Source organism: Nocardia sp. GP40 (assembly GCF_050434125.1).
Taxonomy (GTDB): domain Bacteria; phylum Actinomycetota; class Actinomycetes; order Mycobacteriales; family Mycobacteriaceae; genus Nocardia; species Nocardia albiluteola.
The window spans coordinates 52,896-67,812 of record NZ_JBNPVW010000005.1; the positions used below are offsets into that span (position 1 = coordinate 52,896).

The following is a 14,917-nucleotide window of genomic DNA, read 5'->3' on the forward strand; positions in this document are numbered from 1 at the left end:
CCGCATGGTAACTACCCGATAACGTATCGTGGCAAACAACTGTGACGAGCACCACAATCAGTTCGAATCCGCACCCGCAGAAGCCAACACGTAAATGCGACCAGTCGGTATTACAACCCTTGTCGCACACTCTATTCGAGGCACACCTCAGCGAAAAACTCTGCGCGGCAGACATTCCCCGGTGCGCCGCGGCAATGGCGGAGATTCACCGAAACGCAACGGCGCCGGTCCTCGATTCGCCCGCGCCGAATCCCCGTCATTCGCGCGTTCGCAACGCCACCGAATATCGCGCGGCGGGACGATCACCGTCGCAATCGAGCCGCGGGATCGAATCGGCACAAATTACCCGTGGCTACCGCGGAAGCCGGTGCGGAAATTATTCGGGCGAGGAAGTTCCGCCAGCGCTGGCCTATCGCCGCATCGCGGGCGGCGTTACGATGGATACATTGATATATCCGCTGGTCACAGCCGACTAAAGGGGTTCGGCAGCGGAATGCAGCAACACAATATTTCGCACCGCGAAACCACTACGGTTCGCGCCCCGCGCACCCAGACGGGGCGAACCGGCGGCGTCGAGGCGCCGCGCCTGTAGGAGGGCAGTGAATATGACGATTCTGCTCCAGGTACTCGAGCAGAGTTTCACGCCGACCACACCCTGGGAACGGCGCAAATTCACCTTCGTCGATGCCGCGAAGATCGTCGGCATGCGCTTGGACGGCCAGTCCGGAGTGTGGCTGGATCTCTCGCGCCCCGGCGAATCACAGCGGTTGGCGCGCACGGACACTCCGCAGGAGGCGATCACGTTCCTGCTCACCACCTTCGCGAAGATCGCCGAGTGCGAGGATCGCGGCGGCTCGTGGCTGATCGGCCACGACGGGGCGCGGGCGGTGACCCTCGCGGCAACTCGTTTCCCGCCGCAGGCGACCGAACTGGCGGCCGACGACCTGCTGGCGCGCGCCTGGTTGTGAAACCTGTCGGCGCCGCGGTGTAGAAGTGGTGCCGTGCATTCGAACAGGGGCGAATGGGGATGGGCACTGGCGGCGCCGATCGTCGCAATACTGGTCGCGCTCGGGCTGCTGGCCGGTCCGGCCCTGCTCGGCCACGGCCCGCCCGCGCCGGGCAGTCCCACGCGGGCGCGGCTCGAGCAGCTGCTCGCCGCGGTCCGTGTCGTGCCGCACCGCCCGCATCCCGGCGGCTACGAGCGTGGCTGCGGCGCCGGGCAGGGCTGCGTGTTCGGCGCGGCCTGGGCCGGCACCGGCGGCGGTTGCGATTCCCGTAACACGGTGCTGGCACGGCAATTACGCGCGGTGCGGTACCGCGCGCACGGCGGCGACTGCGTGGTGACCGGCGGTACCCTGCAGGACCCCTATACCGGCAGAAGCGTCGCATTCGCCAGATCCAATGCTCGCGGGGTGCAGATCGACCACGTGTACCCGCTGGCGGCCGCGTGGGACATGGGTGCCGCGCAATGGCCTCTGCCGCAACGAATTCGATTCGCCAACGACGTCGAATACAACCTGCTGGCGGTCGACGGCGAGGCCAACCAGGACAAGGGCGACCGCACCCCCGCCGACTGGCTACCGCCCGCGCACGCCTACCGCTGCTACTACGCGGGCAAGTACCTCACCACTGCCGCCCGGTATGCCCTGCCGATCACCGTCGCAGACCGCGACGCGCTGCGTGACGTGTCCCGCCACTGCCCGTGAGCATCGTGCGCGCAGCGGGTCGAGCGTGCCGACGTGGCGCCGACGCTGCCGCGAATTGCGACCGGGCAGGCCGATCCCGCGGTTTCGTGGCCCGAGGAGATCCGCACCGAGGACACCGTGCCGCCGGCGGGGACGACGGTGCGGGCGCGCGCCCTACTTCTCCCCGGTGGCGACCGGACGCTCGGGATCGCTGGACCACTGCGACCACGAACCCGGGTACAGCGTGGCGTCGATCCCTGCGGCAGCCAGGGCCGCGATCTGGTGCGCGGCGGTGACTCCCGAGCCACAGTAGACCGCGACCGGACCCGAGCCCAGCCCGGCGAACCGTTCCCGCAGCCGCTCCGGATCCTTGAAAGTGCCCTCGGCGGTGAGGTTCTCGGCGGTGGGGGCGCTGACCGCGCCCGGAATGTGACCCGCGCGTGGGTCGATCGGTTCCACCTCGCCGCGATAGCGCTCACCGGCCCGCGCGTCCAGCAGCAGCCCGTCCCACCCGGCCGCGCCGTCCGCATCGATCATCGGCAGATTCCCCGCGGTGAGCACGACATCGCCGGCGGCGGGATCCGATTCGCTGCCCGTGGCCAGCTCCCCACCGACCCGTTCCCATGCGGGCAGGCCCCCGTCCAGGATGCGCACATCGGCCATTCCGGCCCAGCGCAGCAGCCACCAGGCCCGCGCCGCGGCCATGCCGCCCGTGGCGTCGTAAACCACGACCGGTTCGCCGGCGCGCAACCCCCAGCTGCGGGCGCACTTCTGCAGATGCGCGATCTCGGGCAGCGGATGCCGGCCCCACGCCGGGGACGGCGGCGCGGCGAGCTCGGTCTCCAGGTCGACGAATACCGCGCCGGGGATGTGACCTTCCAGATAGTGCTGCGGCCCATCGGGATCGCCCAGTGCCCAGCGCACGTCCAACAGATGTACGCCGGAATCACTGCCGGACAGCAACTTCCGAAGGTCGTCCGCCGAGATCAATACCGCCGTCAAGCTCAGCTCCTCTGCCACCTAGGTACCCCCGGGACGCGAACGCCCTTCACCCTACGGCAATCCGCGCACCTCGAGCCCGGTCCGCCCCTATACCGGCATATGCCACGATCCGGGCCCGCATAGCGAAACACAGTGAGCCGGACACCAGCCCGACGACCAGGCTCCGGCGATGGCAACGTCAAGCAGTCGGCGCGGCGCGGCGCGCGGTGAGCACCCAGCGCACCAGCAGCCCGGCGAGCAGCCCCCAGAAGGCGCCGCCGATGCCGAACACCGCGAAGCCCGAGGCCGCCACCAGGAAGGTGGCCGCGGCGGCGAGCCGATGCTCGGCGGTGGCGAGGGCCGCGGTGAGCGCCCCGGCGAACGTGGCGATCAGGGCAAGCCCGGCAACGGTTTCCAGCACGCCCTTGGGTGCGGCCGCGGCGAGCACCACCAGTGCGCCCGCGGCCAGTGCCAGCACCAGATAGCTGCAGCCGACGCTGAACACCGCGATCCAGCGGCGACGCGGATCCGGGTGCGCGGACGGCGCGGCGGACAGCGCCGAACTGATCGCGGCCAGGTTGATCGCGTGCCCGCCCGCCGCCGCGCCGAGCATCGTGCCCACGCCGGTCGCGGTCATCGCGGCGCGCCACGGCACCGTATAGCCGTACGAGTTCATGATGGCGGTGCCCGGGATGTTCTGCCCCGCCATGGTGACGATGTAGAGCGGTACCGCGATGCCGATCATCGCCTGCCAACTCCAATGCGGCACCGTCAGTTCCACCCTCGGCGCCATCGCCGCGAGGTCGAGTCCGCGGTGCCCGAGGGCGATGGAGATGCCGGCGCCGATCGCGGCGGTCGCGAACGCCGCGGGCACCGCCCAGCGCGCCGCGAACCGCTGCAGCGCCAGCCAGACCGCGATGACGGGCACGACCACCAGGGGACTCGCCGTGAGGGCATGCACCGGCGCCAGGCACAGCGGCATCAGCACCCCGGCCAGCATGGCCTGGGCGATCTCGACCGGAATCGCCGCGATCAGCCGGCCCAGCAGACCCCAGTAGCCGGTGAGCACGATCAGGGCGCCGGTCACGACGAACGCGCCCACCGCGGCGGGCCACCCGCCGGCCACCACGCCGGTCGTGGCCAGCAGCGCCGCGCCGGGCGTGGACCAGGCCAGCGCGATCGGCATCCGGTAGCGCCGGCTCAGCACCAGCATCCCGACCGCCTGCGCGAGGCACACCGCGAGCAGACCCGAGGCCGCCTGCGCGGGCGTCGCGCCCACCTTCTCCAGTCCGGTCAACACCACAGCGAAGGCACTGGTGAACCCCACCAGCGCGGCCACGATCCCGGCGCTGATCGGTTGCCAGACGCCGGGATCGGCCGCCACCGCCCCCGGATCGTCCGAGTCGAATTCACCGGACGACGCGGCCGAGGGCGAAGGCGCCGGCCGCGACACCGCCAGTTCCGAATCGGCCCCTGACGCGTCCGGGGTCGTATCGGGCGCGAGGATATCCACATCCGGCGTCATGGACTCCTCGGCGCGCACGGCCGACCCCTCGGCCCGCACGTCGGAAAGCCCGGCCTGCGGGTCGGTGACGGTCATGACGTCATGGTCCCGGGTCCGGACCAGTCCAGTCACGAGCCAATTGCTCGAAACTGGACTGAAATTAGTCGGACGATCAGTTCTGCGCGGCCAGGGTCGCCTGGTAGCGGCGCATGCCGGAGATCCAGCGGTCGTAATCAGATCCCTTGTGCCGGTACATCTCGAGCACCTGCGGATGCGGCAGGATCAGGAACCGCTCGTCGGCGACTCCGGCGAGGATCTCCGCGGCCACCCGCTCGGGCGTCAGCACCTCACCGGCCGATACGACCGCGCGGATCGCCTGCTCGGATTCGGCGGCATCGGCGAAGGTCGGCGAGCCCGCGCGCAGCAGATCCGTGTCGACCCCCATCGGGCAGACACAGCTCACCCGAATTCCCTTGTCGCCGTATGTAACAGCGAGCCACTCCGCAAAGCCGACGGCGGCGTGCTTGGTGACCGCGTAGGGCGCCGAGCCGATCTGGGTGAGCAGCCCCGCCGCCGAGGCGGTAGACACGAAATATCCGGTGCCACGCTCGATCCAGCCCGGCACCAGCGCCTGCGCCGCCCGCACGTGCGCCATGACATTGACTTCCATTGCGGCGGACCACTGTTCGTCGGATCCGTGCAGCCCCCGCGCCCCGAAGATCCCCGCATTCGCGAAATACAGGTCCACCGGCCCGAATTCGCGCTCGGCCCGCGCCACCAGCTCCGCGATCACCGCCGCGTCGGCGACATCCCCGACCACCGCGACAGCCCCCGCTCCCAGCCCGTCGGCCACCCCGTTCACCGCGTCGCCGACATCGGCCAGCACCACCCGCGCACCGCCCCCGACCAGCGCCGCGGCCACCGCGGCCCCGATTCCGCCCCCGGCCCCCGTCACGATCGCAACCTTGCCCGAAACGTCCATAGGTCATCCGCCTCTCCGCGGGCCGCTTCTCCGCGAGCTCAGCGTACCGTCGGCCGCCGCGAGACCGCCCCGGACGACAGCCCCTCGAATCGCCCCGGAGCGACCTGCCACACCTCGTCATCGCCCCACCGCGGTGGCGTCGTGCCATCCGGCCGACATGCGGCCGATCGACGCGTCAGATCCGTATCAGGTCGGTGTCAGCTCGCCCGGCGACAGTATCTGTCGACGCCGTGCTCGCGGCGCGGGGCGTGGACCGGGCGCTGGTGGTGGGCTGGTCCTACGGAGCGTTCGTCGCCTCGCACTGGGCCGCCCGCAATCCCCAGCGCGCCCTGGGCGCCGTCCTGGTCGAGGGCGCCGAGCCGTACGACTGGCTGGACGACGCCATGGAGGCGCGGATCCGCCGGCTGTTCAAGCTGCTGTCCCCGGTCACTACCCTGCTGCGCCCGACCGGTCTGACCCCGCGCCTGCCCGCCGCGCAGCAGGCCGAGTGCAACATCGAACTCGGGAAGATCTCCCGTGCCGCGAACCTGGGGCCGGTACTGGATTCCATCACCGTCCCGACCCGGTATGTGCTGGCCTCCGGGGCGTCGTTCGGCAGCCACGGGGACGAGCAGGAAAAGATCCGCGCCGCCACCGATGCGGTGGTCGCTCGCAACCCGCACATCAAGGTGAGCGCCAAGGTGGCCAGCAACCACGACCACATCCTGCGCAAGGACTTCCGCGCCGTCGCCGACGCCGTCCGTGCGGTTGCGGGCGCGGAGATCCGGGGGAGCCGATAACCGGGCGCGAAGATCGCCCCCGGCCCACTCGGTCCGGCCGCGCCGGGGACAAGTCGAGGGCGCGGCGATCAGCGCGCGGAACGGGCCGCAGGGCGGACCGAATCCTGGCGCGCCGCACCGTTGGCGCGGGACAGCCTGCGCAGCAGCGGTGCGGTGCGGGGCCCGACCAGCTGCTGCATCACCAGGGCCATGTTCGTGCGTTCCACGCCGGGGATCTTCAGGATCCGCCCGGCGATGCGGTACAGATCGTCGGCGTCGCGGGCGACCACGCGTACGGTGAGATCGGTCAGCCCCGTCATGCCGCAGACCTCTGTCACCTCGGGGACCTCGGACAATTCGGCGACGATCGCATCGAGCCGATGCTGGTCGCACACCACCGCGACGAAGGCTGCCAGCTGGTAGCCCAGGGCGCGCGGATCGACCCGGCGATCGAAATCGGCCAGCACCCCCGCCGCCTCCCAGCGCGCCAGCCGGGCCTGCACGGTATTGCGCGACAGGCCCAGCCTGGTGGCCAATTCAACGCCGGTCGCGCGGGGATTCGCGACCAATTCCAGCAGTAGTCGCGCATCTGTCGCATCGACCACGGCTCCGACGGGTTCTCCACTGGACATGTTACGCAGTATGACAGCAATCCCGACCCCGTGACGACGCATTCTGCTTAGTTGGCGTGTTAATGCTTGCGCAGGTCGCTCAATCGTGGATGCTGTGAGGTAGAGCACACAATGCCCTTGTCGCCACGGCGCCCAGACCCCGGAGCGCCGACGGAGTAGGAAGGCAGAGGCCATGCCCACCACCCGCGAGGCAGCGTCCAGCTATCCGGTGCAACTCGTCCAGCCCGACGGCCGCCGGGTCTTCGACCGCGACCACGCGGCCCTGGTGGCCGACGTCGGCCCCGACCGGCTGCGGCGGCTGTACGAGGACATGGTCGTCACCCGCCGGATCGACGTCGAGGCCACGGCCCTGCAGCGGCAGGGCCAGCTCGGGCTGTGGCCGCCGCTGCTGGGGCAGGAGGCCGCGCAGATCGGTTCCGCGCACGCGCTGCACTCCGACGACTACGTGTTCTGCAGCTATCGCGAGGCCGGCGTGGCCTACTGCCGCGGGGTGGATCCGGCGCAGCTCACCCGGCTGTGGCGCGGTGCGGCGCACTCCTGCTGGGATCCGGCCGAGATCAATATGACGAATCCGGCAATCGTGGTGGGGTCGCAGGGATTACACGCCACCGGCTACGCCTACGCCGCCAATCTGGACGGCGCCGAGATCGCGGTGATCGCCTACTTCGGCGACGGCGCCACCAGTCAGGGCGATATCGCCGAGGCGCTGGGATTCGCCGCCTCGTGGAGCGCGCCGGTGGTGTTCTTCTGCCAGAACAACCATTGGGCCATCAGCGAACCGGTCCGGGTGCAGAGCGCCACGCCGATCGCGCGGCGCGCGTACGGCTACGGCATTCCCGGCGTCCAGGTCGACGGCAACGACGCGCTCGCGGTGCTGGCCGTGACCAGGCAGGCCGTGGCGCGGGCCCGGGCGGGCGGCGGCCCGTCCTTCATCGAGGCCATCACCTACCGCATGGGCCCGCACACCACCGCCGACGATCCCACCCGCTACCGCTCGGCCGCCGAGACCGAGCTGTGGCAGCGCCGCGACCCCATCGACCGCATGCGACGGCTGCTCGAGCGGGAAGAGCTGTGGGACAGCGATTTCGAGCAACGCGTGCGGGAACGCTCGGACGACGTGGGCGCCCGGCTGCGCGACGCGACCATCGAGATGCCCGATCCGGAACCGGGGGAACTGTTCGAACACGTCTACACCACCGCGCATCCCCTGATCGACTCCGAGCGCCGCCAGTACGCGGCCTACCTGGAGGGAACACCGCAGTGACTACCCACCCCGCCGATTCCGCAAGCTCCATCGGCTCACCGTCCCCGATGACTACCCACCCCGCCGATTCCCCAAGCTCCATCGGCTCACCGTCCCCGATGACCACCCACCCCGCCGATTCCCCAAGCTCCATCGGCTCACCGTCCCCGATGACCACCCACCTCCCGGCGATCACGACAACCTTTGCGGGCGCACTCAATACCGGCCTGCGCCGCGCCCTCGAGGACGACCCGAAGGTCCTGCTGATGGGCGAGGACATCGGGCGCCTCGGCGGCGTCTTCCGGGTCACGGACACGCTGCAGAAGGACTTCGGCAACAACCGCGTCATCGATACCCCGCTGGCCGAATCCGGCATCATCGGAACGGCTTTCGGCATGGCGCTGCGCGGCTACCGGCCGGTGTGCGAGATCCAGTTCGACGGTTTCGTCTATCCGGCCTTCGATCAGATCGTGTCCCAGGTCGCCAAGATCCACTACCGCACGCAGGGAAAGGTCCGCGCGCCCATCACGATTCGCATTCCGTTCGGCGGCGGCATCGGCTCGGTCGAGCACCACTCCGAGTCACCCGAGGTGTACTTCGCGCACACCGCGGGGCTGCGGGTGGTCTCCCCGAGCACGCCGGACGACGCCTATCTGATGATCCGACAGGCCATTTCGCTGGACGACCCGGTGATCTTCTTCGAGCCCAAGCGGCGTTACTGGGACAAGGCCGAGGTGGATTTCGCCGCCCTGGACGCCGATCCGTATCCGCTGGACTCCGCGCGCATCCGCCGCGCCGGCACCGACGCGACGGTCGTGGCCTACGGCGGCATGGTGCGCACGGCGCTCACCGCGGCCGAAATCGCGGCGGGGGAAGGCCATTCGCTGGAGGTGATCGATCTGCGCAGCCTTTCTCCCATCGACTTCGACACCATCGAGGCCTCGGTGCGCCGGACGGGGCGGCTGATCGTCACCCACGAGGCGCCGGTCTTCGCCGGACTGGGCGCGGAGATCGCCGCCCGGATCACCGAACGCTGCTTCTACCAGCTCGAAGCGCCGGTCCTGCGCGTCGGAGGCTTCGACATCCCCTATCCCCCGGCTAAGCTCGAACGGCACCACCTGCCCGATCCCGACCGCATCCTGGACGCGGTCGACCGCACACTAGCCGCCTGACCCGCCAGGTCCGGGGCGTACCGGCGGGCCCGAAGCAGGAAGCCTGCGTAACCACGCAGGGCCCCGCACAGGCCCCGTTATCCAACACAGACAGAGGTGCCCGTGGACGACGCTGCGCGAGAACTTGAATTCCGGCTTCCCGATCTCGGAGAGGGGTTGACCGAGGCCGAGCTGATCTCCTGGGCGGTGGCCGTCGGCGATGTGGTGGAGCTGAATCAGACCATTGCCGAGGTGGAGACGGCCAAGGCACAGGTCGCGCTGCCGTGTCCGTTCGCGGGACGGGTCGCCGAGCTGCTGGCCCAGCCCGGCGATACGGTGCCGGTGGGCGCGCCACTGATTCGCGTGCACAGCGACACCCCGGCGGCGAGCGCCGGCGGGAACGGCACGGCCGAGCGCCAAGCGTCCGGAGAGACGGCCGCACCGTCCGAACGCCGCTCGGTGCTGGTCGGCTACGGCCCCGACGACGAGAGCACCTCTCGCCGCACCCGCCGATCGGCGAATTTCGATGCCGCGCAAGCCAATTCGCTGAACGACGAGGAATCCGGGGAGGAGGAGGCGCCGGTCGCCTACCCCGATCGCCCGGCGGCCACCCCCGGCGCCCGGAAACTGGCCCGCGAGCTCGGCATCCGTCTCACCTTCGTCGCGGGTTCGGGGCCCGGCGGCGCGGTCACCGTCGAGGATGTGCGCCATGCGGTGCCGGTCTCGCAGCCGGGCAACCGAATTCGCGAGGACGACCCGGCCGCGGCCGCCCCGCGTCCCAGCGCGCCGCCGGTGCCGGCGATGCGGCCCGACGGCGGGGTCATCCGGCCCACGCCGACCACGACCGAGACCCGCACCCCGGTGAGCGGGGTGCGCAAGCGCACCGCGGCCGCGATGCTGGCCAGCGCCCGCACGATTCCGCAGGCCAGCACGTTCGTCACGACCGACTTCACGGCCTCCATGGAACTGCTCGACCACCTGCGCGGCACCGACTCCTTCACCGGGCTCACCCTGACCCCGCTGGCCCTGGTGGCCAAGGCGACCGTGGCGGCGATGGCGGAATTCCCCGGCCTCAACTCGTTCTGGGACGAGGAGGCCAAGCAGATCGTCACCAAGCACTACGTGAACCTGGGCATCGCGGTGGCCACCGACCGCGGCCTGCTGGTGCCGAACATCAAGGACGCGCACACCCTGAGCCTGCGCGAGCTGTGCCGGGAGATCGGCTGGCTCGCCGACATCGCGCGCGCCGGATCCGCGACGCCGGCGGACCTGCGCGGCGGCACCTTCACCATCACCAATGTGGGCGTCTTCGGCGTGGATACCGGTGTGCCGCTGGTGAATCCGGGCGAGGCCGCGATCCTGTGCCTGGGCTCGATCCGCAAGCGGCCGTGGGTCTATCGCGACGAGCTGGCGGTGCGGTGGGTCACCACGGTGGGGCTGAGCTTCGATCACCGCATGATCGACGGCGAGCTCGGGTCACGGTTCCTGGCGACGGTCGCCTCGCTGCTGGAGGATCCGCTCACGCTGCTCGGCCGGATCTGAGTACGCGCCCACCCGGTCGTGCCGGCGTGCGCTCGGCCGAGATCGTGGAGTCCGGCCGACAGCACGCCTGACCGATGGGACACGGTCAGCTGGTCGGCTCCACGACCAGCGCGGCGGCCGCATCGCGGATGACGGCCGGGATCTCGACCGACTTGCGGGTGTCGTTGTCCACGTAGACATGCACGAAACCGCCGGTCGCGGCGAGTTCCAGGTCATCACCGGCCTCGCGGAAGATGGCCAGCTCGTAGGTGATGCTGGAGCGGCCCAGGCGGCTGATTCGCAGGCCGACGCGCAGCTGGTCCGGGAAGCTGAGCGATCCCGCGAAGTGGCAGGACGTCTGCGCGACCACGCCGATCGCGGGCAGCTCCCGGATATCGGTGCCCGTGGCGTGCATCAGCCAGGCGTTGACCGCGGTGTCGAAGTACGAGTAGTAGGTGACGTTGTTGACGTGGCCGTAGTGATCGTTGTCGGCCCACCGGGTCGGCACCGGCCAGAGCACCGGGTAATCCTGCGCAGTAGTCACCGACCAGACGATAGTCACCCGATGGCCGCGGACCCGCGCGGGGACGAGCCCCCACCTTTTCCGGCACCGCAAGTCGGGGCCGGAACTTGTCGGTGACCCGGAATACACTCGAAGGCGAAACCAGTTGGAATTGGTAGAAGTTCGGAGCCCTGCCACCCGCGTCGACGATGCTGCGGATGGCCGGGAACGGGAGCGGCCGGTACTTCCGACCGGTACCGTCGAATCAATGGTTGCTTCGACACTCGCTCCCCCGATTCGGATCGCGCGGGCCAGCGTGTTCGCGGTGTTCGGGCTGAACGGATTCCTGTGTGCCATGTGGGTGGTGCACATCCCGGCGATATCGCAGCGCACCGGCACCTCCCACGCCACCCTCGGCATGCTGATCCTGCTGATGGCCCTCGGCGGCATCGCGGGGATGCAGGCGGCCGGGCCGCTGGCCGACCGGTTCGGCAGTCGCACCCTGGTGGCCGCGGCCGGATGCTGGGTATCGCTGGCGGTGCTGGGGCCGGCCCTCGCCACCGGTCCGTTGGCCCTGGCGCTGGCGCTGCTGGCCTTCGGCGTCGGCAACGGCGCGCTGGACGTGTCCATGAACGCCCAGGCGGTACAGGTCGAGCGGGCCTATCCGCGCCCGATCATGTCGGCATTCCATGCGCTGTTCTCCTGCGGCGGGCTGGCCGGAGCGCTGGTCGGAGCGGCCGCCATGCACCGCGGATGGGATGTGCGCGCGACCATGGCGGGTGCGGGGGTACTGGGGTTGGTGGTGATCGGGCTGTGCGTGCCCAGGCTGCTGCCCCGCATCGATTCGCTGCCCGCGGTAGCCGATTCGATCGGCGGGGAAATAGTGGCCGAGCAGACTGGCGAGCGCGTCACTACGCCCGAATCCGCTGGCTCAGCCGTGGACACCAGGCCGACAAGGGCAACTGCGCAGGCCGAATCCGCGCAGCGGCCCGCGAGGGCGCCGCGAGAGAGCGCGCATCGCAAGGTCTTCGCGCTGGCCGCGACCGCCTTCGCCTTCCTGATGACCGAGGGCGTGGCGAACGACTGGAGCGCGCTGCAGGTGCGGGAGCATCTGGGCGTCAGCGACGCCACCGCCGCGCTGGCCTTCGGCGCCTTCTCCACGACGATGACCGCGGGCCGCTTCACCGCGGACCGGGTCAGCGGCCGGTTCGGGCGGGTCGCGGTGGTGCGCTGGGGCGCGCTTCTCGCCGCGGCCGGGCTGATCCTGATCATCACCTCGACATGGCTGCCCGTGACGCTGGTCGGATGGGCACTGCTGGGCGTCGGGCTCTCGGGCGGGATACCTCAGATATTCAGTGCCGCGGGCAACCTCGGCACCGCTGCGGCGGCGACGGATATGTCGCGGGTATTCGGCCTGGGCTATCTCGGGTTCCTGGCCGGCCCCTCGGTCATCGGCTGGCTGTCCAAGCTGGGCTCGCTCACCGCCGCGCTCGCATTCCCGCTCGTGCTGATCCTGGTATGCGCACTGTTCGCGCGCATTGTCCGGCCCAATTATTGACCTCGAAGTCAAGAATCGGTACCGTCGTGGCATGGGCAGACCGCGCAGCTTCGACGCCGACGACGTCGTCGACCGCGCGATGGAGGCGTTCTGGACCCACGGGTACGCCAACACCTCCCCCGCGCAGCTGGCCGAGGCCACCGGCGTCGGCAAGGGCAGCCTGTACAACACCTTCGGCAGCAAACGCGAGCTGTTCGACCGCGCGCTGCTGCGCTACGACAAACTCGGCGCGACCAACGCTCGAGAAGCACTGTTCCAACCCGGCGGCACCCGCGAGCGAATCCGGGAATTGCTGCGCTACCTCGTGGATTCCGATCTGTCGCAACCGATCCGGCGCGGCTGCATGGCCGTCAACACCGCCACGGAGTTCGCAAGGCAGGACCCGGAGATCACCCGGATCCTGCGCGCCATGCAGGATCGCGTCATCGCCGCTCTGGCCGAACGGATCGACCAGGGCCTGCGCGACGGCGACGTGCGGGCGGGCACCGATCCGCAGGCGACCGCGGAATTCCTGCTCAACACCATCGCCGGACTGCGCGTGATGGCCAAGGCGTACGATGCGCCCACGCTGCACGGCATCATCGAAACAGCCCTGACCATCCTGTGAATCCACTTCCACCGCAATCCTTTTCGTGTACCAGTATTTTTGACCTAAAGTTCAAGAATAGTTGAGGAAAGGCACCCCATGGATCTCGAACTGACCGGCAAGACCGCGGTAGTCACCGGCGCCAGCCGGGGCATCGGCCTGGCCATCGCGCAGGCCCTCACCGACGAGGGCGTGCGCGTGGTCGGCGGCGCCCGGACGATCTCGCCCGAGCTCGAAAAGGCAAGCGTTGCAGCAGTTTCCGCCGACCTGAGCACCCAGGAGGGGGTTACCACCCTGATCGATGCCGCACTCGGGGAACTGGGCGGGATCGACATCCTGATCAACAATGTCGGGGCCGGGGATGCGAACACCCTGCAGATCGGCGGATTCCTGGACATCTCCGATGAGCAGTGGCGAAATATCCTGAACCTCAACCTGTTCAGCGCGGTATGGGCGAGCCGCGCGGCGCTGCCCAGCCTGCTGGAGCGGCGCGGTGCGATCGTGAACATCTCCTCGATCAACGGGCGCTGGCCCGCGGCCGGCCCGTCCGGCTACAGTGAGGCCAAGGCGGCGCTCAATGCGTTCGGCAAGCGCCTGAGCGAGGAGTTCGGCCCGCAGGGCGTACGCGTGAACACCATCTCGCCCGGCGCGGTGGGCAGCCCGCTGTGGCGGGGCGCAGACGGCTTCGGGGCCAAAATCGCGGAAACCCAGGGGATTTCGCACGAGGAACTGCTCGCGGCAATCCCGAAGCAGTTCAACATGGCCTCGGACCGCATCACCGAACCGGAGGAGGTCGCCGCGCTGGTCGCCTTCCTGGTCTCGGCCCGGGCCACCAACATCCAGGGCGCCGAGTACGTCATCGACGGCGGCACGCTCAAGCAGATCTGAGCCCGGCGCGCCTGGCCGCGGCAAGACCCGCGCGGCGAGGCGCTACCGCCGGACGATCTGCTCGATACGCATATCGGGCCACGGCGGACGGCGCACCACCGCCAGCGTGCCCAATGTCGCGGCGATAAGGCCGGTGATCACGCCGAGAGTGGCGATCCGCGTTTCATCCATCGCAGGGTGCCACTTCGACTCGCCGCCCTGCACCACCACGACACCCAGCGGCCGCAGTCCGGTACGGAACAGGCCCGGGCGGGCGACGGTAATGATGGTGGCGCCGTCGGGCGTCTGATACGGCGTGCCGAAGATAGCCGAATCGCCGACGGCCGCGGGAAGATCGAATCGTTCTGTGAGCGTCATCTGGCCCCCTGCAATTAATGGCCGAACCGGTATCGGCGCCGTCGCCAGCTTAATGCGCCTCGCCGTTGTGCAGGTACCCCCGGACCTCCGCAGTGTTGCGTATTACGCAATATTAATTGCACCCCTTGCCCGCGAACTGCGATATGAGTCATCCTGTCGCGAACCACCGGAAAGAATCGTGGCGTCCTGTCTCTTAGCGTCTGAGGCACGTCTCATTGGTCTGAGGCATTCGACGCGCGATCTCATGTCTTTTGCGGCACCTGCCGTCAGGGTGCGACGTTCGGCAGCGACGACCCCCGGGATGACGTGTTGGTCAGCAGTGCAGCGGCTTCGAGAGCCGGTGTCTGTTCGGCCACCGGTGGGACCAAGAGACGCCTACCCGTTCCCGCCGTGGAGCGGACCCGCGATCACCGACAGCAGAGGGAGGGCGTCACGGTCAGGCGATCCGTTCGTCAAGTCGCACCCTTATGGCATCGCCAGGCGACTTGTCCAGGGCTCGAAGGAGATCCGCCTTCACCGGCAGCTTGCGAGACGGAATCCACCCCATGCCGTCTCGCGAATGTGAGGCA

At 69.5% G+C, this 14,917-nt stretch carries 16 protein-coding genes; 10 read left to right on the top strand and 6 right to left on the bottom strand.

Annotation, left to right across the window (positions count from 1 at the left end):
• Positions 1 to 41 precede the first annotated feature (41 nt).
• The 3 genes from ABH933_RS16675 (at position 42) to ABH933_RS16685 (ending at position 1,706) form a co-directional block, all read left to right on the top strand.
• Complete coding sequence (locus ABH933_RS16675; RefSeq protein ID WP_429427431.1) at positions 42 to 476, top strand: hypothetical protein; 435 nt, start codon at positions 42 to 44, stop codon at positions 474 to 476.
• Positions 477 to 605: 129 nt separating this feature from the next.
• Positions 606 to 968: a hypothetical protein gene (locus ABH933_RS16680; protein WP_429427429.1), complete on the top strand. Its 363-nt coding sequence runs from the start codon at positions 606 to 608 to the stop codon at positions 966 to 968.
• Between the two features lie 33 nt (positions 969 to 1,001).
• Positions 1,002 to 1,706 (top strand): HNH endonuclease family protein, encoded by a 705-nt coding sequence (locus ABH933_RS16685; RefSeq protein WP_429427427.1) that lies wholly within the window; start codon positions 1,002 to 1,004, stop codon positions 1,704 to 1,706.
• Positions 1,707 to 1,859: 153 nt separating this feature from the next.
• Here ABH933_RS16685 and ABH933_RS16690 read toward each other — a convergent pair whose 3' ends face one another.
• The 3 genes from ABH933_RS16690 to ABH933_RS16700 all read right to left on the bottom strand — a co-directional run bounded on the left by ABH933_RS16690 (position 1,860) and on the right by ABH933_RS16700 (position 5,152).
• The gene (locus tag ABH933_RS16690) at positions 1,860 to 2,675 is read right to left on the bottom strand and encodes a sulfurtransferase (protein ID WP_429427519.1); all 816 of its coding nucleotides are present in this window, start codon (positions 2,673 to 2,675) and stop codon (positions 1,860 to 1,862) included.
• A gap of 190 nt (positions 2,676 to 2,865) precedes the next feature.
• Positions 2,866 to 4,266, bottom strand: coding sequence for a benzoate/H(+) symporter BenE family transporter (locus tag ABH933_RS16695; RefSeq protein WP_429427425.1), 1,401 nt, complete (start codon positions 4,264 to 4,266; stop codon positions 2,866 to 2,868).
• A 76-nt stretch (positions 4,267 to 4,342) separates the two neighbouring features.
• Complete coding sequence (locus ABH933_RS16700; protein ID WP_429427423.1) at positions 4,343 to 5,152, bottom strand: SDR family oxidoreductase; 810 nt, start codon at positions 5,150 to 5,152, stop codon at positions 4,343 to 4,345.
• A 146-nt stretch (positions 5,153 to 5,298) separates the two neighbouring features.
• On the opposite strand from ABH933_RS16700, the gene ABH933_RS16705 reads away from it, so the two are divergent.
• Positions 5,299 to 5,931 (top strand): alpha/beta fold hydrolase, encoded by a 633-nt coding sequence (locus tag ABH933_RS16705; protein ID WP_429455051.1) that lies wholly within the window; start codon positions 5,299 to 5,301, stop codon positions 5,929 to 5,931.
• 68 nt (positions 5,932 to 5,999) lie between these two features.
• Here ABH933_RS16705 and ABH933_RS16710 read toward each other — a convergent pair whose 3' ends face one another.
• Positions 6,000 to 6,542, bottom strand: coding sequence for an Lrp/AsnC family transcriptional regulator (locus ABH933_RS16710; protein WP_215916569.1), 543 nt, complete (start codon positions 6,540 to 6,542; stop codon positions 6,000 to 6,002).
• A 172-nt stretch (positions 6,543 to 6,714) separates the two neighbouring features.
• On the opposite strand from ABH933_RS16710, the gene pdhA reads away from it, so the two are divergent.
• The 3 genes from pdhA to ABH933_RS16725 all read left to right on the top strand — a co-directional run bounded on the left by pdhA (position 6,715) and on the right by ABH933_RS16725 (position 10,478).
• The gene (gene pdhA / locus ABH933_RS16715) at positions 6,715 to 7,806 is read left to right on the top strand and encodes a pyruvate dehydrogenase (acetyl-transferring) E1 component subunit alpha (RefSeq protein ID WP_429427420.1); all 1,092 of its coding nucleotides are present in this window, start codon (positions 6,715 to 6,717) and stop codon (positions 7,804 to 7,806) included.
• Positions 7,807 to 7,955: 149 nt separating this feature from the next.
• The gene (locus ABH933_RS16720; RefSeq protein WP_215916725.1) at positions 7,956 to 8,957 is read left to right on the top strand and encodes an alpha-ketoacid dehydrogenase subunit beta; all 1,002 of its coding nucleotides are present in this window, start codon (positions 7,956 to 7,958) and stop codon (positions 8,955 to 8,957) included.
• Between the two features lie 102 nt (positions 8,958 to 9,059).
• Positions 9,060 to 10,478, top strand: a complete 1,419-nt coding sequence (locus tag ABH933_RS16725) for a dihydrolipoamide acetyltransferase family protein (protein WP_429427418.1) — start codon at positions 9,060 to 9,062, stop codon at positions 10,476 to 10,478.
• 85 nt (positions 10,479 to 10,563) lie between these two features.
• Here ABH933_RS16725 and ABH933_RS16730 read toward each other — a convergent pair whose 3' ends face one another.
• Positions 10,564 to 11,001, bottom strand: a complete 438-nt coding sequence (locus ABH933_RS16730) for an acyl-CoA thioesterase (protein ID WP_308166455.1) — start codon at positions 10,999 to 11,001, stop codon at positions 10,564 to 10,566.
• A 226-nt stretch (positions 11,002 to 11,227) separates the two neighbouring features.
• On the opposite strand from ABH933_RS16730, the gene ABH933_RS16735 reads away from it, so the two are divergent.
• From ABH933_RS16735 to ABH933_RS16745, 3 genes are all read left to right on the top strand, one after another.
• Complete coding sequence (locus tag ABH933_RS16735; protein ID WP_429427416.1) at positions 11,228 to 12,517, top strand: MFS transporter; 1,290 nt, start codon at positions 11,228 to 11,230, stop codon at positions 12,515 to 12,517.
• Positions 12,518 to 12,548: 31 nt separating this feature from the next.
• On the top strand, positions 12,549 to 13,124 hold the full coding sequence (locus tag ABH933_RS16740; protein WP_429427414.1) for a TetR/AcrR family transcriptional regulator: 576 nt from the start codon (positions 12,549 to 12,551) through the stop codon (positions 13,122 to 13,124).
• A gap of 78 nt (positions 13,125 to 13,202) precedes the next feature.
• The gene (locus ABH933_RS16745) at positions 13,203 to 13,991 is read left to right on the top strand and encodes an oxidoreductase (protein WP_429427412.1); all 789 of its coding nucleotides are present in this window, start codon (positions 13,203 to 13,205) and stop codon (positions 13,989 to 13,991) included.
• A 42-nt stretch (positions 13,992 to 14,033) separates the two neighbouring features.
• On the opposite strand, the gene ABH933_RS16750 is transcribed toward ABH933_RS16745, so the two are convergent.
• On the bottom strand, positions 14,034 to 14,348 hold the full coding sequence (locus tag ABH933_RS16750; RefSeq protein WP_429427410.1) for a hypothetical protein: 315 nt from the start codon (positions 14,346 to 14,348) through the stop codon (positions 14,034 to 14,036).
• Positions 14,349 to 14,917: the final 569 nt, after the last annotated feature.

Coding starts and splice junctions, on each gene's coding strand:
- ABH933_RS16680 (WP_429427429.1), top strand. CDS start 606: ATGACGATTCTGCTCCAGGTACTCGAGCAGAGTTTCACGCCGACCACA.
- ABH933_RS16695 (WP_429427425.1), bottom strand. CDS start 4,266: ATGACCGTCACCGACCCGCAGGCCGGGCTTTCCGACGTGCGGGCCGAG.
- ABH933_RS16700 (WP_429427423.1), bottom strand. CDS start 5,152: ATGGACGTTTCGGGCAAGGTTGCGATCGTGACGGGGGCCGGGGGCGGA.
- ABH933_RS16710 (WP_215916569.1), bottom strand. CDS start 6,542: ATGTCCAGTGGAGAACCCGTCGGAGCCGTGGTCGATGCGACAGATGCG.
- pdhA (WP_429427420.1), top strand. CDS start 6,715: ATGCCCACCACCCGCGAGGCAGCGTCCAGCTATCCGGTGCAACTCGTC.
- ABH933_RS16720 (WP_215916725.1), top strand. CDS start 7,956: ATGACCACCCACCTCCCGGCGATCACGACAACCTTTGCGGGCGCACTC.
- ABH933_RS16735 (WP_429427416.1), top strand. CDS start 11,228: ATGGTTGCTTCGACACTCGCTCCCCCGATTCGGATCGCGCGGGCCAGC.
- ABH933_RS16740 (WP_429427414.1), top strand. CDS start 12,549: ATGGGCAGACCGCGCAGCTTCGACGCCGACGACGTCGTCGACCGCGCG.
- ABH933_RS16745 (WP_429427412.1), top strand. CDS start 13,203: ATGGATCTCGAACTGACCGGCAAGACCGCGGTAGTCACCGGCGCCAGC.
- ABH933_RS16750 (WP_429427410.1), bottom strand. CDS start 14,348: ATGACGCTCACAGAACGATTCGATCTTCCCGCGGCCGTCGGCGATTCG.